This is a genomic window from Pseudomonas sp. V98_8, assembly GCF_029967975.1.
GTDB classification, from domain to species: domain Bacteria; phylum Pseudomonadota; class Gammaproteobacteria; order Pseudomonadales; family Pseudomonadaceae; genus Aquipseudomonas; species Aquipseudomonas umsongensis.
In genome coordinates this window covers 41,608-67,595 of record NZ_JASCAE010000042.1, presented here as the reverse complement: position 1 = coordinate 67,595, position 25,988 = coordinate 41,608, and the positions used below count along the sequence as shown (strand labels likewise).

Genomic DNA, 25,988 nt, shown 5'->3' with positions numbered 1-25,988 from the left:
CTGTTTCTTGGGTGTGAAGCAATGTTCTGCTGGTTGCTCGATAGCATCCAAGACCGATATACAATGTACGCATAAGCGGGGCCTATAGAGGGAACCTCCCATGCTGCTACGACACTTGCGCTATTTGTTGGCTGTCGCCGATAACGCCGGCTTCACCCGCGCCGCCGAGGCGCTGCATGTTTCCCAGCCAACCTTGTCGCAACAGATCCGACAATTGGAAGAGACGCTCGGCGTAGTGCTGTTCGACCGAACCTCGCGCACGGTAAAACCTACCGATGCGGGGCAGGCCTACATCGAATGTGCGCGTCGAGTATTGGTTGAGTTGGAAGCTGGCAAGCGCGCATTGCACGATGTGAAGGATCTGTCCCGCGGCACCCTGCGCCTGGCCATGACACCGACGTTCATGGCTTACCTGGTAGGACCGTTGATGCGCGACTACATGGCTCTCTATCCAAATATCCATCTGGAGATCTTTGAACTCTCCATGGCCGATATCGAAACCGGCCTGGCGGATGACTCACTGGATATCGCCATTGCGTTTGATGAGGTGCGAAACCCGGACATCGAAACGATCCCAGCGTTTATTGAAACCCTGGGGCTGGTGGTGGGGCGGGATCATCCGTTGTACGACTGTAAGAAACCGTTGACCGCCGAGCAGGTCGCTCAATTGGACTTTGCGTTGCTGACTCCCGACTTCGCCACCCGCATCTGTATTGACGAGTACTTCGCCAAGACGCAGATCACACCCAAGGTGGTGATCGAGGTCAATTCGGTCAACACTCTGCTGGAAGTCATGCGGCACACGGCGGTCGCCACTATTCTTCCGGAGCCCATCGCTACCCAGGACAGAGCCCTGCGCAGGATCGCGCTGCTGGACAAGGGGCCACGGCGCGGAGCCGCCCTGTTACGGCGTAAAAACAACTATCACAGCGCGGCGTCAGTCGCTTTTATGGACTTGATGCTGGGCGTGTCGGTGGGGCAGTAGGTTCGGAAAAAAATGATCATTACACGTAATGTAATGCTGGATTGTAATTGCTGGTCATTCCGCTGTTTATGAGAGGAGGGGAAGATAACTCCATCGACGCGATCACCGGGTCGAACTCAAACAACAATCGGAGCACGTCATGTCCCAGCAAGCGATCAAACTTTATCGTCACCCTTTGTCTGGCCACTCTCATCGGGTCGAACTGATGCTGTCCCTGCTTGGACTGCCAACCGAACTGGTATTCGTGGATCTGATGAAGGGTGCGCACAAAGCGCCTGACTTCCTGGCTCTCAACCGTTTTGGCCAAGTGCCGGTGATCAATGACAACGGCACCGTCCTGGCAGACTCTAACGCCATCGTGGTTTATCTCGCCGCCAAATATGGCAAGGGTCAATGGTTGCCGACCGATCCGCTAGAGCAAGCCAAGGTTCAACGCTGGTTGTCGGTGGCCGCCGGTCAAATCAATTCGGGCCCTGCCACCGCGCGATTGATCACCGTGTTTGGTGCCGGTTATGACGCCGAAGAAACGATCAAACGTTCTCATGCCCTGCTCAAGGTCATGGAGGAGGAGCTGGGTCAGAGCAAATTCCTGGCCGGCGACAAGCCGACCGTCGCCGATGTTGCCGCCTACACTTACGTGTCCCACGCACCGGAAGGTAACGTGGCGCTGACTGACTACCCGAATGTCCGTGCCTGGTTGAGCCGCATCGAAGGGTTGCAGAACTTCGTTGGCATGCAACGCACTGCTGTAGGCTTGCAAGAGGCTTGACTCGATTCAGAAGGGGCTTGCCGGGAGAATAATTCCGGTAAGCTCCTTTTCCTTGTTTCGCAGTTCTCCCAGGACGCTTTACGTACATGCTGCCAGCCCGACGGCGCGTGCCAAAGTCGCTGTAGCCGACGATACTGGCAATCAGGTCTTCCCGCTCAAGCGGCCAGATACCTCGCTGTCCTCTCATCAAGACAGGGGCGCCTATGGATCGTTTTCAAGAAATGCAGATATTCATGGCAGTAGCCGAGGAAGAAGGCTTTGCCGCCGCCGCTCGCCTGTTGAATATCTCTCCCCCCAGCGTGACCCGTGCCATCGCCGCGATGGAAGAGCGAATCGGCACACAGCTGCTTTCTCGAACCACTCGCAGCCTTCATCTCACCGAAGCGGGTCAACGCTATCTCGAGGATTGTCGGCGTATCCTCAGTGATATCGACGAGGCGGAGGAGGCGGCTGCCGGTAGTTACTCGATACCGTGCGGGCATTTGACCGTGACCGCGTCGGTGCTGTTTGGCGAGTTGTACATCGCGCCGCTGCTGGCCGACTACGTGGACCAGTTTCCTTCGGTGCACCTCAATGCCTTGCTGGTGGATCGTGTCGTGAACATGACGGACGAGGGTATCGACGTGGCGATACGCATCGGCCACTTGCGTGAGACTAATCAGCACGCCATAAAAGTCGGCGAAGTACGTCAGGTGATCTGCGGTACCCCCGATTATTTCGAACGCTACGGCAGGCCGCGTCATCCCGGTGAACTCAGTAACGCCAACATTGTCATGTCTTCGGCCAGCCATTTGCTGAGCGACTGGCAATTCGTCAACGACGGCAACGCCCTGAGCTTTCGATTTGAACCGCGATTGGTGGTCACCGCCAATCAGGCCGCGATCAATATCGCCAGCCTGGGCTGGGGTGTCACGCGGGTGTTGTCCTATCAGGTGGCCAGCCAAGTGGCGGCTGGCGAACTGGAACTGGTGCTGGAGGACTTCGAACCACCGGCGCTGCCCATTCAAGTGGTCTACCTCAAGAGCACCCGCATACCGGCAAAGGTTCGTACCTTCGTGGATTTTCTCGCGGATCGACTCGGCAAGGACTCGGCGCTCAAGGCTGTGGTGAAGGGTTCCAACTGATGGATCGCTATCATGAAATGCTGATGTTCGCAGCGTTATCGGAGCGTCCCAGTCTGGCTGCTGCGGCCCTTCGCCTGGGTGTGTCCGGACCTACGGTCGTTCGCGCCATTGCACGGCTGGAGCAACGTCTTGGCGTGCCTCTGTTAATTCGAAGCACCCGTGGGGTGTCGCTGACCGAGGCCGGCGCCGGTTTCATGGCCGATTGTTCACGCATTCTCGCAGCCATCGAAGACGCAGAGGCTTCGGCCAGGGGCTTGCACGTTCAGGCCCAAGGCAATCTCACGGTGCTGATGCCTTTGCTGTTCAGCCGTTATGTCATGACCTCGATTCTGACGGACTACATGTGTCTTTATCCTGAGGTAAAAGTCTTCGCGCAATACCATGATCGTTTTCCGAACATGAATGAAGAGGGCATCGATGTGGCGGTGCTGGTCGGCCATTTACCAAGTTCCTCATTGATCGCACGACAGGTGGGCTATGTACGCTCGATGGTATGCAGCAGCCCTGCTTATCTGGCTACTCACGGTGAGCCCGGCGTACCTGAGGATCTGCAAAAACATCGACTGGTCGCCACCCATGCTTATCGAGACAGGGTCCAGTGGGACTTCCAACACGACGGTGAGGTGAATCACTTAAAAGCCCGGGCACGGATCAGTTGCGCGACGGTACAGGCGGCCATCGATGCAGCCGCTTATGGCGCCGGCATTACCCGTTGTCTGAGCTATCCGTTGTACGAGTATTTGAACACCGGGCGATTGCGGCGTGTATTGCAGCCCTATGAGTTACCGGCGCTGCCGGTGCACGTGGTGTACCGCGAAGGGCGCAAGGCCTCGATGCGGGTGCGCAGTTTTGTTGACCACATCGTTGGCGGCCTGCGCGAGCATCCGGCCATGCAGCCGGATTTTCTTTGAACGCTTGCAGCGCACGCAACATCGGAGCTCACTGCGGGTTGGAAGCCGCCATCACCGGGTAGTCGTCTTTTTCCAGAATCTTGACCACGCCGTTCCATGCCGTTTGGGCATTTCAGTGAGCGAAATAGTGGATTGTATTTTGTGGTCGTTCTCTACATCACGGTTAAGGCGGAGCATAAGCACACATACTTTTCCATGCTGTACAGCAGAGGTTCATGACCGATGAAACGCGTGCTTATGTTACTGGCCAACGGCGTAGAGCCTCTGGAAATGGCCGCTTTTACCGATGTGCTTGGCTGGGCCAACCTGCTGGGTGATCACCCTGTGGAGCTGGTCAACGCCGGCCTTCGCAGAAAGATCGTGACTACCTTCGGTCTCACGCTCAATCCGAGTTTTTTATTGAGCGAACTGGACTTGAGCAGCTTCGATGCCTTGGCACTGCCGGGTGGTTTTGAACCCTCGGGTTTTTACGAGGAAGCCTTGAGCGAACCCTTCCTGGCAACCATCCGGCATTTCGTCGAAGCCGATAAACCCGTTGCGAGCGTTTGCGTGTCTTCCGTGTGCCTGGGCGTGGCCGGCGTGCTGCGTGACAGGAACGCCACGACCTACCACCAGGAGGGCGGCAAGCGGAAAAACCAACTGTTGGAAACCGGTGCACGCTTTGTCGATCGCCCCGTGGTTGTCGATGACCAGATCATCACTTCAAGCGGGCCGGGCACTGCCACCGAAGTTGCATTCGTACTGCTCGAAAAAATAACCAGCGTCGAAAATGCCGCTTTCATCCGCAAGAAGATGCGCTTCGCAACCCCCGACCGTGGTTGGTACGAAACGCCGCAAGTGCCCTGAAGATGCTCGATGGTTATCCTAACGTCGCTGCTTGGCTAGAGAGAATCAGCAGGCGCCCAGCAGTGGTTCGGGCCTACGCTAAAGGGGAGCAAATTCGTCCATCTGGTCAAACTGATCAAGACAGAAAAAAGCTTTATGGGCTTCCATAGCGGGGTCGCTCCCCCCGCCGGGCGGCGGGTGAAGGGCACCTGTTTACGAATGCGTAGAGGTGATCATGAGTCAGTCGGACGCGCCAGGAGCATCCCCTTGGCATGCGGGTGAGCGTGAATTGCAGGAAAGCGTCGGCGTCGCCGATCAAATGGAGATATTCGGACGCAAGGTCGTGCGTGACTTCATGCCTGATCAGCATCGATTGTTTTACAACCAGTTGCCTTACCTGGTGGTGGGTGCGGTCGATGAACAAGGGATGCCTTGGGCCACGTTGATCGAAGGCCCCACTGGCTTCATCCATTCTCCCGATCCGCGAATGCTGCAACTCGACCGCCTGCCCGCCGAGGGTGATCCGGTTCGGGCTGCCCTTAAGCAGGGCGCTGCGGTGGGACTGCTGGGTATTGACCTGAAGACCCGAAGGCGCAATCGCATGAACGGCAACATCAGTACCGCCTCGTCAGGCGGTTTTACCGTTTCTGTGGTGCACGCTTTCGGCAACTGCCCGCAATACATTCAGTTGCGAGGCGTTGAGCCGGTCAGCCTTGGCCACACTTCAGCAAACGTAGCAGCCGAATGTCTAAGTGAACTGGATGACGCCGCAAAGTCGACCATCAGCAAGGCCGATACCTTTTTCATCGCCAGCTATGTCGACCTGGATGGCGATGCATCCCGGCGCTCGGTGGACGTTTCTCACCGGGGGGGCAATTCAGGTTTCGTCAGGATCGAAGGCAACGTGCTGACCATTCCCGATTTTGCTGGCAACCTGCACTTCAACACCTTGGGTAATTTCGTGCTTAACCCGCGCGCTGGGCTGGTGTTCATTGATTTTGAAACAGGCGACATGCTGCAAGTCAGCGGGCGTACCGAGATTATTCTCGAGGGTCCGCAGATTGCTGCCTTTCAGGGGGCCGAGCGACTCTGGACGCTGACTGTGGAACAGGTGGTCCGACGTCAGGCTGTGTTGGCCCTCCGTTGGCAGTTTGAAGGTTTTTCGCCTAACAGCCTGATGACGGGCAGTTGGGAGCAAGCTGAGGGCCGACTGCAAGCCGATAACCTGCGCGATCAATGGCGACCGCTGAGGGTGACGCGGATCGTTGACGAGAGCAGCTCCATTCGCTCCTTCTATTTTGAACCGGCCGATGGCGCGGGCTTACCGCGGTTCGAGGCTGGCCAGCATCTGCCGGTGCGCTTTTGCCTTGCTGAAGGACAGGCACCTCTGGTTAGAACCTACAGCCTGTCGAGTGCGCCGTCGGACAGTTTTTTCCGCATCAGCGTCAAGCGTGACGGACTCATCTCGTCGCACCTGCACGATCGCGTTCAGGTAGGGGATCTGGTTGAAGCCCGTGCCCCTCAAGGGCGCTTCACGGTCCAAGCCGATGAATGTCGACCGTTGGTTTTGCTGGCCGCGGGTGTGGGCGTGACCCCACTGCTGTCCATGCTGCGTGAAGTGATTTATGAAGGCGAACGAATCCGTCGCACTCGACCGACCTGGTTCATCCAAAGTGCGCGCAGCCTGAGTGAACTCGGGTTTCGCGATGAGCTGTACGAACTGGCGACCCGTGCCAAGGATAAAATTCGTGCGCTGCGACTACTCAGTCAGCCGGAAACTGATGCTCGCGTGGGTGAGGATTTTGAGGTCGCGGGGCGTGTGGATGTCGATTTGCTCAAGGCATTGCTGCCCCTGGACGATTACGACTTTTACCTGTGTGGCCCTGGTGCCTTTACCCAGGCGCTGTACGACGGTCTACGTCAGTTGCGTATTGGCGATGATCGTATCCACGCGGAGACTTTCGGTCCTTCGACCCTGGTTCGCCAACGGGATCATTTAACCCCGGAGGTCGAGCAGATGCCCGCGGCAAGCAGCCCGGTCAAGGTGCTGTTTTCGGCATCGGCGAAGGAAGCTCGTTGGGAGCCGGGTGGCGGGAGTTTACTGGAACTGGCCGAGAGCCGTGGCTTGAATCCGGACTTCAGTTGCCGGGGCGGATCGTGCGGTACATGCCGGACCCGATTGGTCAGTGGCCAAGTGCATTATCTGAACATGCCGGCCGAGATGCCGGCCGAAGGGGAGGTGCTGATTTGCTGTGCGGTGCCAGCGCAAGCCAAGGAGGGCGACGCCCCCTTGGTGCTGGATTTGTGAGCTGGCGTCATCGGTGCTCATCCCGCCATGCGCGGATTGAGTACTTTGTCGATGCCGCCTTCGCTTTCAAGTTGAGCCAAGTCATCGAAGCCGCCAACGTGCCAGTTTCCGAAAAAGATCTGCGGGACGGTACGGCGACCGCTTCGGCTGACCATTTCGTTCTTCACGTCGGCTGAGCGTACATCGTTTTCCTTGTACGCAATCCCTTTGGCATCAAGCAAGCGCTTGGCACTACGGCAGTACGGGCAGGTCGTGGTGGTGTACATAGTGACTTCAATCATGTTGAGTACTCCTGAAAATCAGAGGCTGATTTAGGCAACAGCTTTTGCTGGACGGGCATGAACGGCAACGGTGTTCGGATGCTTGACCAGTGACTTAAAGGTCTTGTTGTCGGCATCCAGGGCGTCGATTGAACCGGTCCCGATGTCGTAGACCCAGCCATGCAGATTCACCAGGCCTTTTTCCTGAGCCAGGCGCACGCTTGGATGAGTCTGAATATTGGCCAGCTGGGCGATGACGTTTTCACGCACCATGGAACTGACTTTGGCGGCTTCACTGGCGTGAGAACGCAATTCATTGATGACTTTCGCCGACTCGGCATGTTGCAACCAGCCGGCGACCGCAGGCAGGTGATCCATGCACTTGCACTTGGCGACAGCGGTCATGGCACCGCAATCGGAATGGCCGCAGATCACGATATCGGTCACGCCCAGTACGGCGACGGCGTATTCGACTGTGGCCGACACACCACCGGAATGCGGGCTGTAGGACGGCACGATGTTGCCAGCGTTACGGATCACGAACAGTTCGCCAGGCTCTTGCTGCGTCAGCAATTCCGGTACAACACGGCTGTCGGAGCAGGTGATGAACAACGTGCCTGGATGTTGCGTGGTGGCCAAGTGTTTGAACAGGTCAGTGCGTTGCGGAAATGCCTCTTTTTGGAACTTCAAAAAACCTTCGATGAGCGCTTTCATGATGTTTACCTTTCATTGAGTGCTGAGTGAGTGACAATTAGTTGGTACAGCCGCTACCGATCACGTTGTATTCCAGGATGTGGATTTCACCGTGCAAATCGCGGTAAGTCATTTGCACTGGCGTCGGGCCACAGACATCAGCCGTCGGGGTGATGTGAATGACTTTGGCGACATCCAGGTGCATGCCATACGCATATGGAACGGCCTCAGGTGCTACAACAGCTTCCTGTGCGTAGGCTGACAGCGAAGCCGTCAGGGCCAGGGCGAGAAACAGAATTTTTTTCATGACGATTCCTCCATTCAAATGTGGTGATTGATAGAAAAGGGTTAAGAACTTTGTTGAAGCAGGCCCGCAAGGCTGCGGGCCGATTTACAGGTCCGGTTGCATCCTTAGAAAGGACGCAGTGGCAGGAACTTGCCATCGAGGGTGATCACCGCACGGTGACCGCCTTCTGGGTCTTCGACTTTCTTCATGTCCAGTTTGAAGTTGATGGCGCTGATAATGCCGTCACCGAACTGTTCGTGAACCAGAGCTTTCAGGGTGGTGCCGTAGATCTGGATCATTTCGTAGAAGCGGTAGATGGTTGGATCCGTCGGGACACCCGACAGGCTGCCGCGCAGCGGGATGACTTGCAGGCGGGCAACCGAGTCGGCGTCCAGATCCAGTTTTTCACCGATCACTTTGGCAGCAGCTTCAGGCAGCGGGTGCTGACCGAGCAGGGCGGCGGTGACATAAGCCAAGCCGAGGCCGGTGCCTTTGGTCACGTCTTCAAAGGACAGGTTCTTGCGAGCTTTGGCGTCCAGAATTTTCGCGGTCAGCTCAAGGCTGGTGTCGTTGTAAGCGTGGGACTGTTGCATGGTGTTTCTCCTATCGGGTTTGCTTGGTTGGCGTTACTAGGTTGGTTTTGCTTGGGTGTGAAGCAATCTTCTGCGGTTATCTCGATAGCGTCCAAGACCGATATACAATCCTTCGCATAAGTCCTACCTATAGATGCATTTCGAAGTGCTCATGAACGTTGAAAACTCAGAGGCGCTGCTGTTGATTCCCCAACGGATATCCGGTTTGGATTGATGTAGCCGAGGCAAGCATCTGAGGGGCGGGCGCAGCCATGCGTTTTGTCTTGCCTCTGCATGCGCACAACTTGCCGTTGTTGCATCGTCGGGAAACCAAACTGGTGGTGGCGCTTAAAGGCGGATTGGATATTCGTGCTGGTCGACGACGGATTGCGTTGCTTGAGGAAGACGAGGCGATAAAGCTCGATACCGGAATCGCTTACCGAATCCATCAGTACGGCAGTGCTTTAGCCTGGCGCGATTGAACAGGAGTGGACGTCAGAGCCGGGTTTGCCGAATCACTGGTTTAATCAGTGCATGAACATATCTGACATAGCACCTGATTTAACATAATATACATTATGCGTACTGTTATATACGCACGTGTGAGCGTGTAGTGGTCAGATTTGAAGCCTGGCTCACAACCTCTTCGACTCCAGATCGGAATCCGATAGCTGCTCCTGCGACGGCATTGCGTAACACACGATGAACAGATCTTTGCAGCCCAGTTCGCGATACCAGTCCACCACGTCATCAATCAGCTCGTCCAGGATCCCGATCAAGATGTCGTCGGAACCTTTCGCGGCACTTTTCTCGTATCGATAACGCGCCTTGGTGAAAACGTCGCGATATTTCTCGATCCAATGATCTCGACGATCAAGCCGAACTCGTTGCCGGATCGGTTCAGGGATCGCATAAAACAGCGTCAGCAGATCGTGCTTATTTGGGTATCTGCGGTTAGCCGGAACTCTCTCTGCTGTTTTCAAATACGCGTGTGCAGCCTCAACCGCATCGTCGTCCAGTTTTTAGGTTTCATTGACCTGGCCAAGCTTGTCATCCGGCTTTGATATGAAGCTTTTCAGGACGATTTCCATGCCGATTGCAGCATTAACCTGGGCAATGTCCAGCATGTCATGACCACGCCTAAGTTTTATTGCAGCCTTCAAATAACGGTAAGCGCTCTCAACCATCCATGGCGTCAGATGCGGCGGCAGCAGGCTTACTTCCGATTGAAATTTTCAACCAGAGCTTAACTCGAACGGATCTCGTGCGTTTAATGTTGAGATGAACTCGCCCCTTCAGCTGCCCGCTCCGTTATGACCAAAAAGAATAACTAAACTAAATGTCTGTTTAGTTGAGTTACTAATAGCCGATTTAAGCATCACTGATGTAAAACCGCCCTCCTCTAAGGCTAGACAATACGCTGGGAATATAAAACTGGATTCAGACACCGCTTTTAGCCTCTGAAAATCTCGAATGGTTCAATCCTCAATACCTTGCGGATGCCCAGGTAACTGGAAAACCCGGCGATGAGAAGGACCAGGCCAAAAGCCAAACCCAGATTCCAGAAGGTAATAATCGCCGCGTAATTGGGTAAATACGTCCGTACAAGGGCAATCATCAGGGTGACCAGGCCGATGCCCAATCCATAGCCGGTCATGGCCGTGAACAGCGCCATGAACAGGATCATGTACACCAGCTCTCGCCTTTTGGCACCGATTGCCCGAAGAGCAGCGAATTTGTCCAGGTTTTCCAGGATAAAACTGTAGAACGTTTGACCGGAAATCGATAAGCCGACCAGAAAGCTGATGGCCGTCATCATCAGGATGTTAGTGCCCACCCCGGTCTGATAAATGTAGTAATTGGCGATGCGCTGGTTGAATTCAGCCCGGGTCAGCGCGATGTAGCCTAACTGCGCGACTTGTTGCTTGATGGCCGCCTCAGCCCGCTTGCTCCTGGGCTTGAGCAAAATGTAAGACACCGTGAAACGGGTGGTGGGTATGTATTCGATGGCGCGCCGGTAGGTGGTGTAGAGCGTCGGCACGCCAGTTAATCCGCCGACCAGAACCTTGGCAATGCCGACGATGGTGCCGCGGTGGTCATTGAGTTCAAAGGTGGTGCCGATGCGGGGGTTGCCCAACTTCGCAAACTCGGCATCGTGAACCATGATGAAGGCGTTTTCGGCGTAAATATCCTCGATGACCCCCTGCTCCAGCTCCGGGCGGCCGAGCAGGCTCGTATCGTCCAGCCCGATCACGCTGACCCCCTGGTAAGTGCCGTCGTTGAGCCGCACCTGTGCACTACCGATGAAAATCGGCACCGCGTATTCCACTTGCTTCATGCTGCGCACCGCATCGAGCAGGTAGTCAGGCAGTGGGGTGACGATGGTAGGTGTGTTCACCGCCGGATCGATGATCCACATCGGTGCCCCGATGTTGGTCACCGTTGAATAAGCACGGTTCAGGATACCGGCGAACATGGCAGTCATTTGCATCATCAGGAACACCGAAAAGGTGATGCCCACCAGCAGAGCGGAAAACTTGGCGCGATCATTGACCAGGAGCTTGTACCCGATGCGCAGCAGGCCGGCGTATTTCATGGCGCTGGCCTGCCGCCGCCCGCATCCGCGCGGTTCCACCAACCGCCGCCCAGGGCAATGAACAGGGCCACGGTGTCCTGATAACGCTGGGCCAGCGCCTGCAAATAGGCAATGTTGACCTGATGCAGCTGCACGTCGGCCACTAACAGATCCAGATAAGTCACCAGTCCCGAGCGATAGTTGGCCTGCAATAATCTCAAGGCCTCTTGCGCCGAGGCCTGCGCTTCAGCCTGCTTTTGCAGTGCCACTGCATCGAACTCCAGCGCTTTAAGCACATCGGCCACCTGCGCGAACGATTCCAGCACCACTTGCCGGTAATTGGCTGATGCTTGCTGGTAGGCGTCGATGGCGGCCTTGCGGCCAAACCACAGGCGACCGCCCTGGAACAATGGGATGTCGACCGCGTGACCGATGCTCCAGAGTCGTCCACCGTCGGCGAACAGCGAATGGGCGGAAGAGCCGGCCGTACCGTAGGTACCGGTGAGGCTGAAACTGGGGAACATCGCCGCCGTGGCCACCCCGATGGCAGCGCTCGCCTGGTGTAATTGCGCTTCGGCAGCCAGGATGTCCGGGCGCTGGCGAACCAGCATGGAAGGCAGGCTGACAGGCAAATCTTCGGGCAGCATGAGCTCCGACAATCGGATCTGCGGGAGTTCGACCTGGCTCGGTGCGACGCCTTCGAGCGTGGCCAGCAAATGCTCGGCCTGGCTAACTTTTTGTTTCAGGGCTGGCAATTGGGCCTGGTTGGCGGCAATCAGGCTTTTCAGGCTGAGAGTCGCCGAGTACGGCACCGTACCGCCACGCACTTGTGCTTCGGTGGAACGAAGCTGCTGAAGTTGCAGGTCGATGAGTTGCTCCGTGGCTTCAATCTGCGCGGCATAGGCGGCGCGGGCGATTGCGGCATTGACCACATTGGCTGTCAGGGTCAGGTAAGTCGCCTGCATCAACCAGGTCTGCTGATCGACCTGTGCTTGCAGCCCTTCGACGGTACGCCGCGCGCCGCCAAACAGGTCGAGGGTATAACTGATCGTGCCGCTCAATGTCAGCAGGTTAAAGATCGAATCGGTTGTCGTCAGCCCCTGCCGGACGGCACTGTTACGCTGGCGACTGGCCTCGAAGCGAGCATCCAGCCACGGGTAGAACACCCCATTGCCGGCCATGAGCAGGTGCTGGCTCTGCCGCAGACTGGCCTGCGCGGCTTGCAACGTCATGTTTTGGGCAATCGCCTGCTGCACAAGGGCATCCAGCGACGGGTTGCGAAAAAGTCGCCACCAGTACGCCGAGACATCGGCACCGGCACTGAAGCGTTGCGTCCGGCCCTGTGCCGCCACGGTATTTGGCAAGGCATCGCGCACATAGCCCTGTTGCGTGGGCGCTGAGGGGCGGGAAAAATCCGGCCCGACGGTGCAGGCACTGGTCAGCAATAACAGGCACAGGAGGCGTCCGCAGGCGGCCCATAGGCAACCGCGGCGTGGCCTGGTCATTGCTCTTTCTGACCTATGAAGACATCGACCAACTGCCCTGGATACACCATGGACAGGTCTTTTTTTTCAAAGCGAAAAATAACCGCCAGTACCCTCAGGTCGACTTTCTCCTGACGGTGATTGGACAGCTCTATTTTCGGCGTTACGTAGGGTTGCACCCGCACGAACTCGAGCGGCACGCGGATATCCGTGCCATGGACCAGCATCTGCGCCCGTATGCGCTCGGGCGGGGGTAAACGGGCAATCAGGATCTCGTCGACGTAACAGCGCACCGCCAGGTAATCCTGTTTGCCACTCATCACTATCAGCGGGCTGAACGCCTGGGTATACACGTTGTAGGCGCCCTGGGGAGAAACATAGCTGCCCACCGAACTGTTGACGGCCAGAACCACCCCGTCCGTGGGTGCCTTTATCACGTACTGCGCCAACGTCGCCGCCGACGACTTTAACGCGGCTTGAGCCTGGGCCATCTGATTTTTCGCGGTGTCGAGGCTGTCTTTGCTGATGGACTTCGGATCAATGGCGTAGGACGCCAGCCGTTTGTTGTACTGGTCCCGAGCGGTGGTCAAATTGGCCTGCGCCAATTCGAAATTGGCCTTGGGGACAGCGTCGTCCAGGGTCGCCAACGGCATACCGCGGCTGACCGCTTGCCCCTCGTACACCATCAACTGAGTCACAGGCCCGGCCACCTGCGGGTAGATCACGATATTGTTACCACCGGGCTGCTCGCTTTCGATAATCCCGTTGGCATAAATGGCGGTGTCGTAGGTGCTACTCGCCGGTGCGAATGTTGGCGGCAGCGTGTGCGGTGTACGACCGAACAGGTATGCGGCAATCAAACCGCCCAGCACACCGAGCACCGCCAGCATGAACAGCAGCGGTTTTTTCACGGCGAAGTTCGCTTGGGCTCGGCGATGCGGCCATCTTCCATGCAGATGATGCGATCGGCGTATTCATTGATCCGCGTGTCATGCGTGACAATCAGAATGCATCGTTGCTGATTGAGGATATGAGCCTTGACGAAGGCAATGATCATCTTGCCGGTATCGCCATCAAGGGACGCGGTGGGCTCATCCAGAATCAGGATCGGCGGTTTGCCGACAATGGCACGCGCGATGGCAACTCGCTGTTGTTCACCGCCGGAAAGCTTGACCGGCAGGATATCCGCGCGATCCTTGAGGCCAACGATCTCAAGGCTCGCCCTCGCCTGTGCGATGGCATCGTTCCAGTCGTAATGCTGGAGAATCAACGGAATGGCGACATTCTCGGCAACGGTCAACCGGGTGAACAGGTGATAATCCTGAAACACAAAGCCGATGTCGTTCAGGCGCAGTTGCGCCAACTGTTCGCTGTCCAGGCTCCAGATATCCTGGCCATTGATCGTCACCGTGCCGGCATCCGGGCGCAAGATTCCGCTAATCATGCTCAGCAGCGTGGTTTTGCCGCTGCCCGAAGGTCCGACGATAAACACCATCTCACCGTATTGAACAACCAGCGCCACATCATCGACGGCCTTCATGCGCGCACTCCCCTCGCCAAACCATTTACTCAGCCCGCGTGACACGATGGCTGGATGATCCGCAGGAGTAACCATGGCGGTGCTCATCATCTCTCCTGCCATACGGGCGAATACAAAAGCGCGTTATGGCGATCAATCGGCACGTGCAAGTTCGATGTCGCAATACTCCGGCACTGACACCGACAACCCAATTGCGGGCTGATGATATGTCGACGCAGTCGTTCACATGATCGCCGCGTGGAGCAGCCCCCTCCCCTACATCCAGTTTCTACAAAGGCCCAATACGCGCGCCTGTAACGCCGCTTCTATACCGCCAGAATGCTGCACGGCGCCTGGTACAGGATGTGCTCGGTGGTGCTGCCCAATAACTTGCCCAGACCATGGGACTGGACTTTGCCCATGACGATCACATCCATTTGATGGTCGTGGCTAAACTCATTCAAGACTGCGATCGGGTGTCCTTCTATGAAATGTCGGCGATCGGACGGCACGCCGAACTGGTCGGCCAGCGCCAGAAAGGCTTTTTTCAGATCCCTGCCGAGCGCCTTGGTCAGTTCAGCAAGGGTAAGGCCGTCATAGTCCGCCAGGTACGCTGCCGAGATGGTGCAGGCGTACAGCAGATGCAGCTCGGCATCGCACTGCAGGGCAAGGCTACTTGCCTGCTGGATGATCCGTTCGTTCAACGTGTTGTCGGCGGGCGTGGTATCGGTGACCTCGACAGCAGCCACCACTTTGCGTGGTAACACGTGCCGGCTGCTTCCCACCAGATACACCGGCACTTGGCAATGGCGCAGCAGCTGCCAATCCAGCGGGGTGAAGATTGCCCGTTTGAATGCCGACTCGTGCCGGATTTGCTTGATCAGCAGATCAGGTTGCATGTCGGTCACATAATCGATGATGTCCTTTTCCATATCTTCAGCCCACGTCAGTTGCGTGGTCACTGTAATCCCCCTGCCATGCAACGGGGTGGTCTGCTCATTGAGCCAGTCGCGATGGGGTCGCAGGCAATCCTCACGAAGCTGTAACCTGTCGCGCTCCTCAAGCATCCACAACCCTTTTATAGCGGGAACAAGTGCCAGGATATGCAGACTGGCGCCGCTGGCCCTGGCCAGCGCCATCGCATGTTGTGCCGGGTATTGGCGCAGCGTCGGATCGATTATCAGCAACAAGCGTTGATACTGGCTCATGACAGGTCCTCCAGTCAGATGAAAGTCCTACATGGACGAGTGCCCGAGCGCCCCGTCCCAGGCGTCCAGCCCTTCCAGTTACTCAGCATTCAGACAGTCGCTCATGTATTTCTGCGCCCATGAGCCAACCCCGCCACTTTTTTTGATTTTGAAAGTCTGCCCTGCTTGCGACTTGATCTACATCAAGTCTGCGATCCCTTGTTCCAGCTGAATCGAATGGCCGGGTGATGTTGTCTAACGCTGACATAAGCTTTGATCCCGTTCTGTATGCCTGTCCCCGACACCGCGCAGAAACGACTTCAGCGCTGATAGCGACCGAGTGTTGAGCACGTTATGGGGTTCCAGCCAGGCTCGACGTGCCTGCGCGACCCCGAAACGCAACTGGGAAAAATCAGCCGTGCGATGCGCATCCGAATTGATGCTGATCAGCACGCCTTGATCCTTGGCGATTTGGCATTGCAGATCGAACAGGTCCATGCGCTGCGGCTGCGAATTGAGCTCCAGACAGCAGCCTCGCTCAGCGGCAGCCTTGATGATGGCGAGGAGGTCCAGGTTCAGCGGCTCGCGCTCATTGATCAACCGACACAGTGGGTGCGCCAGGATCGTGAAATAGCGATGTTCGATAGCCCTGAGCAGGCGCCGGGTTTGCTGGCGTCGAGTCAAATTGAAATGACTGTGGACGGCACCCACCACGAGGTCCAGGCGCCCCAGAATATCGTCTGGCAGATCCAGGCGACCGTCTTCGAGAATGTCGACCTCGACACCCTTGAGCAAGGTCATGCTCTGCAACCGGCCATTGAGCGCATCGATCTGGTCGATCTGCTGCAGCAACCGGTCGCCGTCCAGACCATGGGCCACCCTGAGGGAATGGGAGTGATCGGTGATTGCCAGGTATTGCAAGCCCGCGGCCTGCGCCGCAAGCGCCATATCTTCCAGGCTGTTGCCGCCATCCGACTCACGGGTATGGGCATGCAAGTCACCTTTGAGATCGCTTGATTCGATCAGTCTGGGCAAGCGATTGGCCAGCGCCGCTTCGATTTCACCGCGATTCTCGCGAAGCTCCGGCACTATCCAGGGCAGGTCCAGCGCCCGATAAACGTCGACTTCAGTGCCACTGTCCAGACGTCGGTTTTCCTTGAATACCCCGTATTCACTGAGTTTGAGCCCCTTCTTCTGTGCCCTTTGGCGAATCGCGATGTTGTGCGCCTTGCTGCCAGTGAAGTACACCAGGGCCGCGCCATAGACCGCAGGTTCAATGACCCGTAGATCCACTTGCAGGCCTGTTCCCAGGAGAACGCTGGCACGCGTTGGCCCTTGAACCAGCACGGTGGCTACATCCGGGTACTTGATGAACTGCGCGGCAACCTTCACGCCAGGTGCGGCAGCAACGAGGATGTCGATATCGCCGACCGTGTCGCGCATGCGTCGCAGGCTTCCGGCCACGGTCGCTTGCTCGACACCCGGGATCTGCTCCAGATAACGCGCCAGCCGCTCTGCCAATGGCTCGACATGGGCGAGCGGTAAACGCCGTTCCTTGCCGATTCCTTTCTGCGCGGCACTCAATAGCCGGGCCTCCAACTTTTCACCAAAGCCTGGAAGATGGCGAATGCGCCCCTTTTCAGCGGCCAGACATAACTGTTGTACGGTTTCGATTCCAAGATCGTGATAGAGGTGCCGGACCCGCTTCGGACCCAAACCGGCGATAGATAGCAATTGGGCCAACCCCTTTGGCAAGGTGGCGCGCAACCGTGAGTGCAATGCGCAATCGCCGGTGGTGACGATTTCATTGATCTTGCAGGCCAGGTCAACACCGATCCCGGACAGTTTGGGCAGTGGTTCGCCACGCGCGATGATCTTCGCCAGATCGACGGTCAACGCCCTCAGGGTTCGCGAAGCGTTGCGGTAAGCCCGAATCCGGAAAGGGTTGGCATCCTCCAACTCGAGCAGGTCGGCAATATCATCGAAAATCGAGGCAATCTCGTCATTCGCGGTGCCCTGGCCGAGCGATGAAGGCGCAAGGGTGAGCAATGGCGCGTGTGGTGATCCGTCCGGCCGCGGCATGGGGAAATCCCGCTGTTATGGGCATCGATGCCAACAGCATTGCCGATCCCGATGTCTGCTCCTTGATGTAGATCAGATGCGCCCAACGAACGGTCCCGACGACCGGATAGCCGAAGAGGCCGGGCAGTGCTTCCCAGGGGCGATCGTCCTGCCCAGCCCGTGGGCGTCGCAAGTCAGCCTATCCAGCAAACCTGCGGCTCCTTGTGCGTGACGGGCATTGGCGTGGACTTCGGATGGCCGATGATGATCGGTGCCACCGGCACCCACTCTGTGGGCAAACCAAGGGCATTCTTTCCCTGGGGCGTGTTGAGAAAACCCTGGGCAAAACCGATCCAGCAGCTCCCCAGCCCTTGAGCATAGGCAGCGAGCATCAGATTCTCGGCAGCCAGTGAACAGTCTTCAACGATCCACTGGCCGGGGGCGTTTGCCGAAATCAGGATAAGCACAGGCGCATGATAGAAAATCTGGAAACTGTCATCGTTGAGCAACGATAAAAAGTGCCCGGAGTGCAATCCTGAAGGCAAGGCCTCGAGCATGTAAGCCTTGGCTTCGCGCGAAATCCGATCGAGCAATGCCTGGTCACGTAATACCGTGAACGTCCAGGGCTGTTGGTTGACTGCGCTGGGCGCCTGAATCGCGGCATTGATCAAACGGCCTATGAGCGCTTTATCAACAGCTTCAGTCGTGTACTCGCGCGTAGAGCGACGGCCGTAAATCGCCTCATCGATATTCATGGGTGCAAACCTCAAGAAGTTTGTTCATAACGTCGTCCAGCCAATGGGGTGGGCTGTTGATTTACATCAAGTCTGCGCACTCGTTTCGTCCGATGGCGTGCGGCCCTGCGAATGGCCTCGCAACGCTGGAAATTGATCTGCATCAAATTGACGAAGCGTGCTGATCGCACACTGAGCGTGGATTGTTTTTTTCCCAATGGCCGAGGAGAACCACGATGGATAAGTATCAGCAGAGCCACAAAGACAAGTTGTTCAAAGCCTCTACCCATGATCCTTATTGCTCGCAGCGGGTTGAAGGCTCAGCCATTTGTTCGCAGTGTGGTGCGGTGTATCACGCCGGGAACTGGACCTGGAGTCGTCCTGAAAATACCGTGGTGCATGGAGCCAAAGACACTACCTGCCCGGCTTGTCGACGCGTCGCGGACGACATGCCTGCGGGCACCCTCACCTTGTCGGGCAGCTTCTTGCAAAAGCATCGAGATGAAATCATTCACCTGATGGAACATACGGAAAAGGCGGAGAAAGCCGAGCATGCCCTGGAGCGCATCATCAAACTGTCGGACTCCGCGGATGACCTGATCGTGACCACGACCGGCATCCATCTGGCGAATCGCTTGAGTCATGCGCTGGAAAGTGCTTTCAAAGGGAAATCCGATTACCGGTACGGTGCGGATCAGTATGGCGTGAGCATCCACTGGACGCGCGACGAGTAGGGCCGAATGCGTAAGTTTTCCGAGGAAAAAACGCGCCAGTAAAAAATACCGGTGAGCCTTGGCAAGCGTGGATGCGACCATTCAGCCCGCCGCCCCACGCTCAATCGCAACGTTGTTCCAGGCCTGGGCAACGCAGGCTCAACGAAAACTGGCGCGCGAAGGCCTTGGTGGCGCCGTATACGTGGTCACGGCTTTGGCCGGGGTCAACCTGATGGCCGGTTTCATCCAGCCCAGCAGTGCTTGATCAACCTGGGGCGATTTCCCAGGCCAAGTGCCGCAACAGGCCTCGGCGGTGGCGCAACTGCGCGACCACCTCACCGGGCCAGGCGGCGAACGCAGGCACGATTTGCAGTATGTCACTCAAGCGTCAGGCGCTTGGCCAGTTCGGCGTCTGGCTTCCACAGGGCGTTGATACAGGCCTCTCCGTCTTCCTCCGTTACAGGCTCGAGTGACTGCGGATCCAGTAGGTGGCTGTCGACCAGCGCAATGCGCACGACGCCGTTTTTGTTGAGCAGTGTTTGTGCCTGACACTCGCACAAGGATCGCGATAGGGCTTCGATGGGAGGCTCTATCTCGGCTTTTTCCAGCTCGATCTCGAAACGCGCGGAGCAAGAGCTCACCAATTCCCTCAATGTATGGGCAGCAAAGTGATACGCCATGAAATAACCCGCCGGCAATGCCAGCGAGATCAACAGCAGGTAGGTTGCGTCACGTTTCCAGAGCCTTTTGCCGGGCCGACGCAGGTTTCCTATTGTCGCTCCCCTGCTCCGCCACCAACCTTGCACCGCGTGAATCCCGATCAGCTTGTTGATGTTCATGACCCAGCGCCCTTACCCATCCATGACACCAGCATGCGGCCGATAACAGGATGCCCATTGATTTAGATCAATCTGGCTGCACCCGAGCAGCGCTGGCGTGATCACGTCATGTCCAGCCCGCACTTCGCTTACACCTTTTCGCCCTGTCAGCCGCTCATTGCCTGGCCCCGAGTGTCGCCATGTACTGCGCGACCGACTGGGCATCCACCTGAGACAGCGCATGATCCACCTGCTGCATCGGAGCCCCGTGGGGACGCTGCACACTTTGCTGAAGCCGCAGGATCTGGCGAGCCATGTACATCGCATGCTGACCCGCCACCCGTGGAACCTGCCCATTGCCCCGCCCATCCGCACCATGGCAGCTGCTGCATGCGGCGACGCCCGCCTGCGGCAAGCCCTGGCGGAAGATCGATTCACCGCGCGCATCCGGCGTATCGGCTTGCGCCTTCATGGCACTCTGGCTCGAAAAATAGTCGGCCAGTTCAACAATCTGAGTCCCGGTCAAATGGGTCAATCCGCCCATGTAGCGATTACCGGGTACATCGGTGTGGCCATGCTGTGTGAAGTCGGTCAGCTGTGAGATCAAATAGTCCTTTTGCTGGCCAGCCAGCTTTGGAACAAGGGGCGAGACAGACTCCCCCGTCAGCCCGTGGCACAACGAACACAGATTGTCGGCCATGGCGATCGCGGACATCGGTGCCGTTTCTGGCGCCCCGCCTTCGTTGGACCCGGTGCAGCCCATGAGCGTGGTCAGGCCAATGGCCAGGAGGGTGGGTGACCGGTTGTCAGTACGCTGCATGCCCTTGACGTTCATGACCTGTACCCCTGAAGTGCGCTTTCAACTATTTTCGCCCGGCGATCGCACCTGCAATTGACAAACCTCAATCAATCCTGCGGAGCGCGTTGCAGCAATGGTGCTCCCCCACCTGCTTCATCGAGCGCATGGGCTACGTCTGGCTCGAGGGCCCGTCGGCGCTCGACTGGCGCCTTTGTCCCAGGTAGGCGATGAGCTTGTCCAGGGTATCCACCTGGCGATAATCGGCTTCGGGAATGGCGACACCCAGGCTGCGATTCAGCGCCTCGATGAAACGCAGCCAATCCATGGAGTCCAGGTCCACCTCTTCACGCAATAACCGATCAGTGTGCAGCTGTTCGACTTCGACTTCCGGGGCGATGCCTTTCAATGCGCGCAGCACCTCATTGCGGAGCACTTGCGAATTCATGTGCGCCTCCTCAAAGAGCCTGCGGTGTTTGCAAGAGACGACGCACTTCACTAAGGAAACGCGCCCCATAATGACCATCGCTGACCCGATGATCGGCAGACAAACTGCCAATGACGGTGGGCACGACGCACAGTTGGCCCTCCCTCACCCAAGGCCGTTCGCTGATACGCCCGAAGCCGACCAAGGCAACCTGGGGCGGGTAGATTACCCCCAGCACGCTGTCCACCCCCTGATCGCCGAGTTGCGTCACGGTAATCCCGGCGCCGCCCAACTCAGAGCTGCGCAAGGAGCCGCTGCGCGCCCGTTCCACCAGGCTGGCCAGTTCACTCATCAGGTGGGTCAGGGTCGCATCCGCCACTTGATGCAGCACCGGGGCGACCAGGCCGCCCTGACGCAAGTTTATGGCCACGCCAAGGTCGATATCGCGTGCCGGCTTGAAGGCGTTGTCCTGCCAGACACCATTGAGTTGGGGATAGTCACGCAACGCCAGTGCCACCGCTTTGAGCAACAAGACATTAGGCAACAGGCGTTCTTGCAGAGTGCTTTGTGCGTTGTGCTCCTGCAACCAGCCCATGGCCTTGTCCAAAGCGATGGTTTCGCTCAGGTAATAGTGGGGGATCTCGCGTTTGGATCGACTCATGACGGCGGCGATGGTCTGGCGCATGGCCTGTTCATGATCGGGTTCATGCGTCAGGTGGGCGGCCACTTCGACATCTTCCAGGGTGATAGCGCCTTGCGCCCCGTGGCCTTTCAATTGATCAACATCGAGTCCCAACTCGACAGCGCGCCGACGCGCCGCAGGAGAAATACGTGGGCGGCGACCCGACAGGTCTTGCGCCTCGTTCACCAGGGGCGCTTCTGGCGATGTCCGCCTTACGCTTTGCGGATCCTCCCCTGGCTCCAGCAACAGTGCGATGGGTGTACCGACAGGTATCTTGGTACCGATGTCGACCAGCAGTTGCAGGACGGTGCTTTCATGCAAGCACTCCACGTCGATGGCCGCCTTGGCCGTATCGACGACGGCAATCACCTGCCCAGGCTTAACCTTATCACCAGGTTGTATTTTCCATTCCAGTAGCGTGCCTTCATCCATGTCGGCACCCAGCGACGGCAGTTTGAACTCGATCATGGATGACTCTCCAGATTCAACCCGGCAGCCGGCAGGCTGCAGCAATCAGGTTTTTTTTCCTTGGCACAGTTCGTGAGCGGCGGTGATGATCGACGCCACTTGGGGCAGCGCCGCCTCCTCCAGATGCCGTGGATAAGGGATTGGCACTTCGGCGCTGCACACCCGCGCCGGGGGCGCATCGAGCTCGTAAAAGCCTTGCTCGACGATCCGGGTGATGATTTCCGCCGACAGACTGCCGCTGCACCATCCCTCATCGACTACCAGGGCACGGTGGGTCTTGCAGACAGAAGCCAGGAGCGTTGCGTCATCCAGGGGGCGCAGGACCCGCAGGTCAATGACTTCGCACTCGATGCCCTCCCCGGCCAGTTCCTCGGCGACCGCCAGGGCCTTGCCCAACGAGCCGCCATACGTGATCAGGGTCAGATCGCTGCCGGCCCGGCGAACTTTGGCGCGACGGATGTCCATGGTTGCCCATTCGCCGGCATCGCCTTCCAGGTTGTACAGCTGCGCATGTTCGAATATCAGCACCGGGTCGGGGTCGAGCAGCGCGGGCCAGAGCATGCCGCGTGCATCTTCGACGGTCGCCGGCGTCAGGATCTTCAATCCCGGAATATGGGCGAACCAGCCTTCGAGGCTATGTGAGTGTTGGGCAGCCAGCTGACGACCAGCCCCGGTCGCCATGCGCACAACCAAGGGCACCGAGAATTGCCCGCCTGACATATGCCTCAGGGTCGCCGCGGTATTCATCAGGGGGTCGAGAGCGAGCAGGCTGAAATTCACCGTCATGATTTCGACGATTGGCCGCATGCCTGCCAACGCCGCGCCGATACCGGCCCCGACGAAACCCAGTTCGGACAGTGGCGCGTCGCGGATACGCTCGGGGCCGAAGGCTTCCAGCAATCCAAGGGACACCGCATAACTGCCGCCATAACGCCCCACGTCTTCGCCCATCAGGAACACCCGCGGGTCCCGCTGCAGGGCGTCACGCAACGCTTCGCGCAGCGCTTCGCGATAGGTCATGGACAGGCTCATGGCGCAGGCTCCGGCGCAGGTCCCGACGTATAGACATCGTGGGACAAATCCTCGATCGGCTCCCATGTGCCTTTTTCGGCGAAGGCGATGGCGTCTTCGACCTCGGCGTCGACCTGGGCCAGGATCGCCAGAAAACCCGGTTCATCCAGCAGCCCTTCAGCCTTGAGTCGCGTGCTGTAGGTGTGGATGGGACCTCGGGTTTTCCATTGTTCGATTTCTTCCCGGGAGCGATACAACTGCGGATCGAACATCGAGTGGGCCCGAAATCGATAGGTCCGAAACTCCAGGAAAAAGGGCCCCTGCCCTGCGCGGATGTGTTCAACCGCGTCACGGGCGGCTTCATGCACCGCGATCACGTCCATGCCATCGACCGTCCTGGCCTGGACCTTGTATGCCGAAGCTTTCGCACACAGGTCGGTCTGGGATTGCGAACGCTCCAGCGCCGTGCCCATGGCATAGAGGTTGTTTTCACAGCAGAACAGCACGGGCAGGCGCCACAATGCGGCAAGGTTGATAGACTCGTGAAAGGCCCCTTCCGCCATCGCCCCTTCGCCAAAAAAACAGACGCACAGACGGGTTCCACCTTGCATGTGTTCCGCGAGCGCCAGCCCAACCGTCAATGGCAAGCCACCGGCGACGATGGCATTGCCGCCGAAGAATCGTGTACGGGCATCGAACAGGTGCATCGAGCCACCACGGCCTCGCGAGCATCCTTGCTGCCGCCCGAACATCTCGGCCATGATCGCCTTCATGGAAACACCCTTGATCAACGCATGACCATGTTCGCGGTACGTGGCGACGACCGCATCGTCAACGGCCAGGGCATGCAGAACGCCGACCGCCACCGCCTCTTCACCGATGTACAGGTGCAAAAAGCCGCGAATCCGGCTTTCCCCGTACAGCTCGCCGGCACGTTCTTCGAGACGGCGGATGCGTACCATGTCCCGCAGCAGATCCAGTTTGGTCTCCCGGGGCAGCGACACGGGCGTCATGACGGATTCTCCAGGGCGGATGTATCGCCTTCAGGCAGGCCCAACTCGCGGGCCTTGAGCAGACGCCGCATGAGTTTGCCGCTACGGGTGTGAGGCAGCGTGTCGACGAACGCCAGCTCCTTGGGGGCGACCACGGCCCCCAGGTGCTTGCGCGCGTGACCGAGCAATTCATCGTGCAGGGCCTGGCTGGCGGTGAACCCACTCTTGAGGGAGACGAAGGCCTTTACCGTTTCGCCCAGCAACGGATCGGGCTTGCCGATCACGGCGGCCTCAGCGACCGCCGGATGCTCCATCAGCGAGCTTTCGACTTCGAACGGACCGATCAGGTGCCCGGCGGACTTGATCACATCGTCGCTGCGTCCAATGAACCAGTAATAGCCATCGGCATCACGACGAGCCAGATCGCCGCTCAGGTACCAGCCGCCGACAAAGCAGCGCCGATAACGCTCCTCCTGTCCCAGGTAACTGCGAAACATCGCGGGCCAGGGTTGCTTCAGCGCCAGTTCGCCCACTTCATCGCTGCCCAAAAATTGCAAGGTATCGTCGGCGTTGCGCAGGACAACGGCCGTCTCGACGCCCGGCAGTGGCTTGCCCATGGAGCCGGGCTTGATGTCCATCGCGACCGTGTTGGCAATCATGATGCCGCCGGTTTCGGTCTGCCACCAATTATCGTGGATCGCCAGCCCCAGTACGTCCTTGCCCCACCACACTGCCTCGGGATTGAGAGGTTCGCCGACACTGGCAATGAACCGCAGGCAGGGAAAACGATGGTTGTGCGCCAGCGCGGCACCGGCTTTCATCAGCAAACGGATGGCGGTGGGTGCCGTATACCAGACCGATACCTGTTGTTTTTCGAGAGTGCCGTACCAGCGCTCGGCGTCGAATTCGAAGCCCTCGACCACGCAGGTCACGCCCAGCAGCAACGGCGCAATGATGCCGTATGAAGTGCCCGTGACCCAGCCCGGATCGGCGGTGCACCAGTAGATATCCCCGGGGTGCAAGTCCAGCGCATATTTTCCGGTGACCAGGTGGGTCAGTGCTGCGCCATGAACATGCAAGACCCCTTTGGGGGTGCCTGTCGTACCGCTGGTGAAATGCAAAAGTGCCGGGCTGTCAGCGGTTGTGCGGGCGATGCTGAAATGGTCATCGGCTTCGGCCAGCAACTGATGCAGGTTTAACGCACCCTCCAAGGGCGCAACATCCTCGGCATTTTCGTTGTACACCAGCACATGCTTCAGGGTTGGCAGACGATCACGGATGGTCGATATCTTGCGTCGATACAGGGCGTCACTGGTGAGCAACACGCAGGCTTCGCCAAGACACAGACGGGTTTCAAGGGGTTGCGGGCCGAAGGCGCAAAACAGCGGCGATACCACGCAGCCGGCCTTCATTGCGCCGAGCACGCCCAGGAACAATTCCAGGCCGCGGCCACACAGCACGAACACTCGCGCTCCGGGAGTCACGCCCAGGCTCTTGAGCACGTTGGCAAATCGGTTGGTCAGCACGCTCAGCTCGGCGTAGCTGACATCGCGGTGCCCGCCGTTGCGAACAAGAATGCGCAGTGCCGTGTGCGGTCCAGCGTCTCCCAGTGCATGACGATCCACGGCTTCATAAGCCAGGTTCAAACCACCGCCGGGCAGTCCCGACAGCCCACACATTTGTGCTGCCCAGGAAAAGTGCTCACGGGCTTGCACGCTGTCGACCCAGTTCGGCGCTACAGGCAAGTCATCGAGCGTTTTTTTGATGATCCTGGAACGCATGGTTGGG

Annotated in this window: 29 protein-coding genes; 10 read left to right on the top strand and 19 right to left on the bottom strand. The window is 58.1% G+C overall.

What is annotated here, in order from left to right; genetic code table 11:
- Positions 1 to 100: 100 nt before the first annotated feature.
- The 6 genes from cynR (at position 101) to QLG10_RS12695 (ending at position 6,922) form a co-directional block, all read left to right on the top strand.
- Entirely contained in the window at positions 101 to 985 is an 885-nt protein-coding gene (gene cynR, locus QLG10_RS12720) for a transcriptional regulator CynR (protein ID WP_110750131.1), read from the top strand.
- Between the two features lie 139 nt (positions 986 to 1,124).
- Complete coding sequence (locus QLG10_RS12715) at positions 1,125 to 1,754, top strand: glutathione S-transferase (protein WP_282487448.1); 630 nt, start codon at positions 1,125 to 1,127, stop codon at positions 1,752 to 1,754.
- A 203-nt stretch (positions 1,755 to 1,957) separates the two neighbouring features.
- Complete coding sequence (locus tag QLG10_RS12710; protein WP_110750129.1) at positions 1,958 to 2,878, top strand: LysR substrate-binding domain-containing protein; 921 nt, start codon at positions 1,958 to 1,960, stop codon at positions 2,876 to 2,878.
- Entirely contained in the window at positions 2,878 to 3,789 is a 912-nt protein-coding gene (locus QLG10_RS12705; RefSeq protein WP_282487447.1) for a LysR family transcriptional regulator, read from the top strand. The genes QLG10_RS12710 and QLG10_RS12705 overlap by 1 nt, the downstream gene beginning before the upstream one ends.
- Positions 3,790 to 4,011: 222 nt before the next feature.
- Positions 4,012 to 4,635, top strand: coding sequence for a DJ-1/PfpI family protein (locus tag QLG10_RS12700; RefSeq protein WP_110750126.1), 624 nt, complete (start codon positions 4,012 to 4,014; stop codon positions 4,633 to 4,635).
- 214 nt (positions 4,636 to 4,849) lie between these two features.
- Complete coding sequence (locus QLG10_RS12695; RefSeq protein ID WP_110750124.1) at positions 4,850 to 6,922, top strand: pyridoxamine 5'-phosphate oxidase family protein; 2,073 nt, start codon at positions 4,850 to 4,852, stop codon at positions 6,920 to 6,922.
- A gap of 17 nt (positions 6,923 to 6,939) precedes the next feature.
- Here QLG10_RS12695 and grxC read toward each other — a convergent pair whose 3' ends face one another.
- The 4 genes from grxC to cynS form a co-directional block, all read right to left on the bottom strand.
- Positions 6,940 to 7,203 (bottom strand): glutaredoxin 3, encoded by a 264-nt coding sequence (gene grxC / locus QLG10_RS12690; RefSeq protein WP_110750122.1) that lies wholly within the window; start codon positions 7,201 to 7,203, stop codon positions 6,940 to 6,942.
- Between the two features lie 30 nt (positions 7,204 to 7,233).
- Positions 7,234 to 7,896: a carbonic anhydrase gene (locus QLG10_RS12685; protein WP_188263870.1), complete on the bottom strand. Its 663-nt coding sequence runs from the start codon at positions 7,894 to 7,896 to the stop codon at positions 7,234 to 7,236.
- Between the two features lie 37 nt (positions 7,897 to 7,933).
- Positions 7,934 to 8,182: a DUF2790 domain-containing protein gene (locus tag QLG10_RS12680; RefSeq protein WP_188263871.1), complete on the bottom strand. Its 249-nt coding sequence runs from the start codon at positions 8,180 to 8,182 to the stop codon at positions 7,934 to 7,936.
- A 104-nt stretch (positions 8,183 to 8,286) separates the two neighbouring features.
- Positions 8,287 to 8,754, bottom strand: coding sequence for a cyanase (gene cynS / locus QLG10_RS12675; protein WP_110750117.1), 468 nt, complete (start codon positions 8,752 to 8,754; stop codon positions 8,287 to 8,289).
- A 251-nt stretch (positions 8,755 to 9,005) separates the two neighbouring features.
- On the opposite strand from cynS, the gene QLG10_RS12670 reads away from it, so the two are divergent.
- Entirely contained in the window at positions 9,006 to 9,215 is a 210-nt protein-coding gene (locus QLG10_RS12670; RefSeq protein WP_282487446.1) for a hypothetical protein, read from the top strand.
- Between the two features lie 153 nt (positions 9,216 to 9,368).
- On the opposite strand, the gene QLG10_RS12665 is transcribed toward QLG10_RS12670, so the two are convergent.
- The 5 genes from QLG10_RS12665 to QLG10_RS12645 all read right to left on the bottom strand — a co-directional run bounded on the left by QLG10_RS12665 (position 9,369) and on the right by QLG10_RS12645 (position 14,332).
- Positions 9,369 to 9,716 (bottom strand): hypothetical protein, encoded by a 348-nt coding sequence (locus tag QLG10_RS12665; RefSeq protein WP_282487445.1) that lies wholly within the window; start codon positions 9,714 to 9,716, stop codon positions 9,369 to 9,371.
- A gap of 470 nt (positions 9,717 to 10,186) precedes the next feature.
- Complete coding sequence (locus tag QLG10_RS12660) at positions 10,187 to 11,329, bottom strand: ABC transporter permease (protein WP_248677514.1); 1,143 nt, start codon at positions 11,327 to 11,329, stop codon at positions 10,187 to 10,189.
- The gene (locus QLG10_RS12655) at positions 11,326 to 12,813 is read right to left on the bottom strand and encodes an efflux transporter outer membrane subunit (protein ID WP_282487444.1); all 1,488 of its coding nucleotides are present in this window, start codon (positions 12,811 to 12,813) and stop codon (positions 11,326 to 11,328) included. The genes QLG10_RS12660 and QLG10_RS12655 overlap by 4 nt, the downstream gene beginning before the upstream one ends.
- Positions 12,810 to 13,703 carry a biotin/lipoyl-binding protein gene (locus QLG10_RS12650; RefSeq protein WP_282487443.1) on the bottom strand — a complete coding sequence of 298 codons (894 nt, stop codon included), beginning with the start codon at positions 13,701 to 13,703 and terminating at the stop codon, positions 12,810 to 12,812. Before QLG10_RS12650 ends, QLG10_RS12655 begins: the two co-directional genes overlap by 4 nt.
- Positions 13,700 to 14,332: an ABC transporter ATP-binding protein gene (locus QLG10_RS12645; protein ID WP_282487442.1), complete on the bottom strand. Its 633-nt coding sequence runs from the start codon at positions 14,330 to 14,332 to the stop codon at positions 13,700 to 13,702. Before QLG10_RS12645 ends, QLG10_RS12650 begins: the two co-directional genes overlap by 4 nt.
- Before the next feature lie 73 nt (positions 14,333 to 14,405).
- On the opposite strand from QLG10_RS12645, the gene QLG10_RS12640 reads away from it, so the two are divergent.
- The gene (locus tag QLG10_RS12640; RefSeq protein WP_256874145.1) at positions 14,406 to 14,534 is read left to right on the top strand and encodes a hypothetical protein; all 129 of its coding nucleotides are present in this window, start codon (positions 14,406 to 14,408) and stop codon (positions 14,532 to 14,534) included.
- 103 nt (positions 14,535 to 14,637) lie between these two features.
- On the opposite strand, the gene QLG10_RS12635 is transcribed toward QLG10_RS12640, so the two are convergent.
- The 3 genes from QLG10_RS12635 to QLG10_RS12625 all read right to left on the bottom strand — a co-directional run bounded on the left by QLG10_RS12635 (position 14,638) and on the right by QLG10_RS12625 (position 18,314).
- Positions 14,638 to 15,519: a universal stress protein gene (locus tag QLG10_RS12635; RefSeq protein WP_188263874.1), complete on the bottom strand. Its 882-nt coding sequence runs from the start codon at positions 15,517 to 15,519 to the stop codon at positions 14,638 to 14,640.
- Positions 15,520 to 15,753: 234 nt separating this feature from the next.
- Positions 15,754 to 17,580: a DNA polymerase/3'-5' exonuclease PolX gene (gene polX / locus QLG10_RS12630; RefSeq protein ID WP_282487441.1), complete on the bottom strand. Its 1,827-nt coding sequence runs from the start codon at positions 17,578 to 17,580 to the stop codon at positions 15,754 to 15,756.
- Positions 17,581 to 17,753: 173 nt separating this feature from the next.
- Positions 17,754 to 18,314, bottom strand: coding sequence for a nitroreductase (locus tag QLG10_RS12625; RefSeq protein WP_110747114.1), 561 nt, complete (start codon positions 18,312 to 18,314; stop codon positions 17,754 to 17,756).
- 215 nt (positions 18,315 to 18,529) lie between these two features.
- Between QLG10_RS12625 and QLG10_RS12620 the strand changes: the two genes are divergently transcribed.
- Positions 18,530 to 19,027: a BCAM0308 family protein gene (locus QLG10_RS12620; RefSeq protein ID WP_110747116.1), complete on the top strand. Its 498-nt coding sequence runs from the start codon at positions 18,530 to 18,532 to the stop codon at positions 19,025 to 19,027.
- 67 nt (positions 19,028 to 19,094) lie between these two features.
- Positions 19,095 to 19,271, top strand: coding sequence for a hypothetical protein (locus QLG10_RS12615; protein ID WP_158539226.1), 177 nt, complete (start codon positions 19,095 to 19,097; stop codon positions 19,269 to 19,271).
- Between the two features lie 112 nt (positions 19,272 to 19,383).
- Here QLG10_RS12615 and QLG10_RS12610 read toward each other — a convergent pair whose 3' ends face one another.
- The 7 genes from QLG10_RS12610 to acsA form a co-directional block, all read right to left on the bottom strand.
- On the bottom strand, positions 19,384 to 19,845 hold the full coding sequence (locus QLG10_RS12610) for a hypothetical protein (RefSeq protein WP_179055933.1): 462 nt from the start codon (positions 19,843 to 19,845) through the stop codon (positions 19,384 to 19,386).
- A gap of 154 nt (positions 19,846 to 19,999) precedes the next feature.
- Entirely contained in the window at positions 20,000 to 20,659 is a 660-nt protein-coding gene (locus QLG10_RS12605) for a c-type cytochrome (protein WP_282487440.1), read from the bottom strand.
- A 133-nt stretch (positions 20,660 to 20,792) separates the two neighbouring features.
- Positions 20,793 to 21,068 (bottom strand): acyl carrier protein, encoded by a 276-nt coding sequence (locus tag QLG10_RS12600; RefSeq protein ID WP_110747123.1) that lies wholly within the window; start codon positions 21,066 to 21,068, stop codon positions 20,793 to 20,795.
- A gap of 10 nt (positions 21,069 to 21,078) precedes the next feature.
- Complete coding sequence (locus QLG10_RS12595) at positions 21,079 to 22,197, bottom strand: dihydrolipoamide acetyltransferase family protein (RefSeq protein ID WP_282487439.1); 1,119 nt, start codon at positions 22,195 to 22,197, stop codon at positions 21,079 to 21,081.
- 45 nt (positions 22,198 to 22,242) lie between these two features.
- Positions 22,243 to 23,229, bottom strand: coding sequence for an alpha-ketoacid dehydrogenase subunit beta (locus QLG10_RS12590; protein WP_110747127.1), 987 nt, complete (start codon positions 23,227 to 23,229; stop codon positions 22,243 to 22,245).
- Complete coding sequence (pdhA, locus tag QLG10_RS12585; protein WP_110747129.1) at positions 23,226 to 24,221, bottom strand: pyruvate dehydrogenase (acetyl-transferring) E1 component subunit alpha; 996 nt, start codon at positions 24,219 to 24,221, stop codon at positions 23,226 to 23,228. Before pdhA ends, QLG10_RS12590 begins: the two co-directional genes overlap by 4 nt.
- Positions 24,218 to 25,981 carry an acetate--CoA ligase gene (acsA, locus tag QLG10_RS12580; protein ID WP_110747130.1) on the bottom strand — a complete coding sequence of 588 codons (1,764 nt, stop codon included), beginning with the start codon at positions 25,979 to 25,981 and terminating at the stop codon, positions 24,218 to 24,220. Before acsA ends, pdhA begins: the two co-directional genes overlap by 4 nt.
- Positions 25,982 to 25,988: the final 7 nt, after the last annotated feature.

Bases quoted from the DNA above. Each gene is read 5' to 3' on its own strand.
- cynR (WP_110750131.1), top strand. From the start codon at position 101: ATGCTGCTACGACACTTGCGCTATTTGTTGGCTGTCGCCGATAACGCC.
- QLG10_RS12715 (WP_282487448.1), top strand. From the start codon at position 1,125: ATGTCCCAGCAAGCGATCAAACTTTATCGTCACCCTTTGTCTGGCCAC.
- QLG10_RS12710 (WP_110750129.1), top strand. From the start codon at position 1,958: ATGGATCGTTTTCAAGAAATGCAGATATTCATGGCAGTAGCCGAGGAA.
- QLG10_RS12705 (WP_282487447.1), top strand. From the start codon at position 2,878: ATGGATCGCTATCATGAAATGCTGATGTTCGCAGCGTTATCGGAGCGT.
- QLG10_RS12700 (WP_110750126.1), top strand. From the start codon at position 4,012: ATGAAACGCGTGCTTATGTTACTGGCCAACGGCGTAGAGCCTCTGGAA.
- QLG10_RS12695 (WP_110750124.1), top strand. From the start codon at position 4,850: ATGAGTCAGTCGGACGCGCCAGGAGCATCCCCTTGGCATGCGGGTGAG.
- grxC (WP_110750122.1), bottom strand. From the start codon at position 7,203: ATGATTGAAGTCACTATGTACACCACCACGACCTGCCCGTACTGCCGT.
- QLG10_RS12685 (WP_188263870.1), bottom strand. From the start codon at position 7,896: ATGAAAGCGCTCATCGAAGGTTTTTTGAAGTTCCAAAAAGAGGCATTT.
- QLG10_RS12680 (WP_188263871.1), bottom strand. From the start codon at position 8,182: ATGAAAAAAATTCTGTTTCTCGCCCTGGCCCTGACGGCTTCGCTGTCA.
- cynS (WP_110750117.1), bottom strand. From the start codon at position 8,754: ATGCAACAGTCCCACGCTTACAACGACACCAGCCTTGAGCTGACCGCG.
- QLG10_RS12670 (WP_282487446.1), top strand. From the start codon at position 9,006: ATGCGTTTTGTCTTGCCTCTGCATGCGCACAACTTGCCGTTGTTGCAT.
- QLG10_RS12660 (WP_248677514.1), bottom strand. From the start codon at position 11,329: ATGAAATACGCCGGCCTGCTGCGCATCGGGTACAAGCTCCTGGTCAAT.
- QLG10_RS12655 (WP_282487444.1), bottom strand. From the start codon at position 12,813: ATGACCAGGCCACGCCGCGGTTGCCTATGGGCCGCCTGCGGACGCCTC.
- QLG10_RS12645 (WP_282487442.1), bottom strand. From the start codon at position 14,332: ATGAAGGCCGTCGATGATGTGGCGCTGGTTGTTCAATACGGTGAGATG.
- QLG10_RS12640 (WP_256874145.1), top strand. From the start codon at position 14,406: ATGGCGGTGCTCATCATCTCTCCTGCCATACGGGCGAATACAAAAGCG.
- QLG10_RS12635 (WP_188263874.1), bottom strand. From the start codon at position 15,519: ATGAGCCAGTATCAACGCTTGTTGCTGATAATCGATCCGACGCTGCGC.
- polX (WP_282487441.1), bottom strand. From the start codon at position 17,580: ATGCCGCGGCCGGACGGATCACCACACGCGCCATTGCTCACCCTTGCG.
- QLG10_RS12625 (WP_110747114.1), bottom strand. From the start codon at position 18,314: ATGAATATCGATGAGGCGATTTACGGCCGTCGCTCTACGCGCGAGTAC.
- QLG10_RS12620 (WP_110747116.1), top strand. From the start codon at position 18,530: ATGGATAAGTATCAGCAGAGCCACAAAGACAAGTTGTTCAAAGCCTCT.
- QLG10_RS12610 (WP_179055933.1), bottom strand. From the start codon at position 19,845: ATGAACATCAACAAGCTGATCGGGATTCACGCGGTGCAAGGTTGGTGG.
- QLG10_RS12605 (WP_282487440.1), bottom strand. From the start codon at position 20,659: ATGAACGTCAAGGGCATGCAGCGTACTGACAACCGGTCACCCACCCTC.
- QLG10_RS12600 (WP_110747123.1), bottom strand. From the start codon at position 21,068: ATGAATTCGCAAGTGCTCCGCAATGAGGTGCTGCGCGCATTGAAAGGC.
- QLG10_RS12595 (WP_282487439.1), bottom strand. From the start codon at position 22,197: ATGATCGAGTTCAAACTGCCGTCGCTGGGTGCCGACATGGATGAAGGC.
- QLG10_RS12590 (WP_110747127.1), bottom strand. From the start codon at position 23,229: ATGAGCCTGTCCATGACCTATCGCGAAGCGCTGCGCGAAGCGTTGCGT.
- pdhA (WP_110747129.1), bottom strand. From the start codon at position 24,221: ATGACGCCCGTGTCGCTGCCCCGGGAGACCAAACTGGATCTGCTGCGG.
- acsA (WP_110747130.1), bottom strand. From the start codon at position 25,981: ATGCGTTCCAGGATCATCAAAAAAACGCTCGATGACTTGCCTGTAGCG.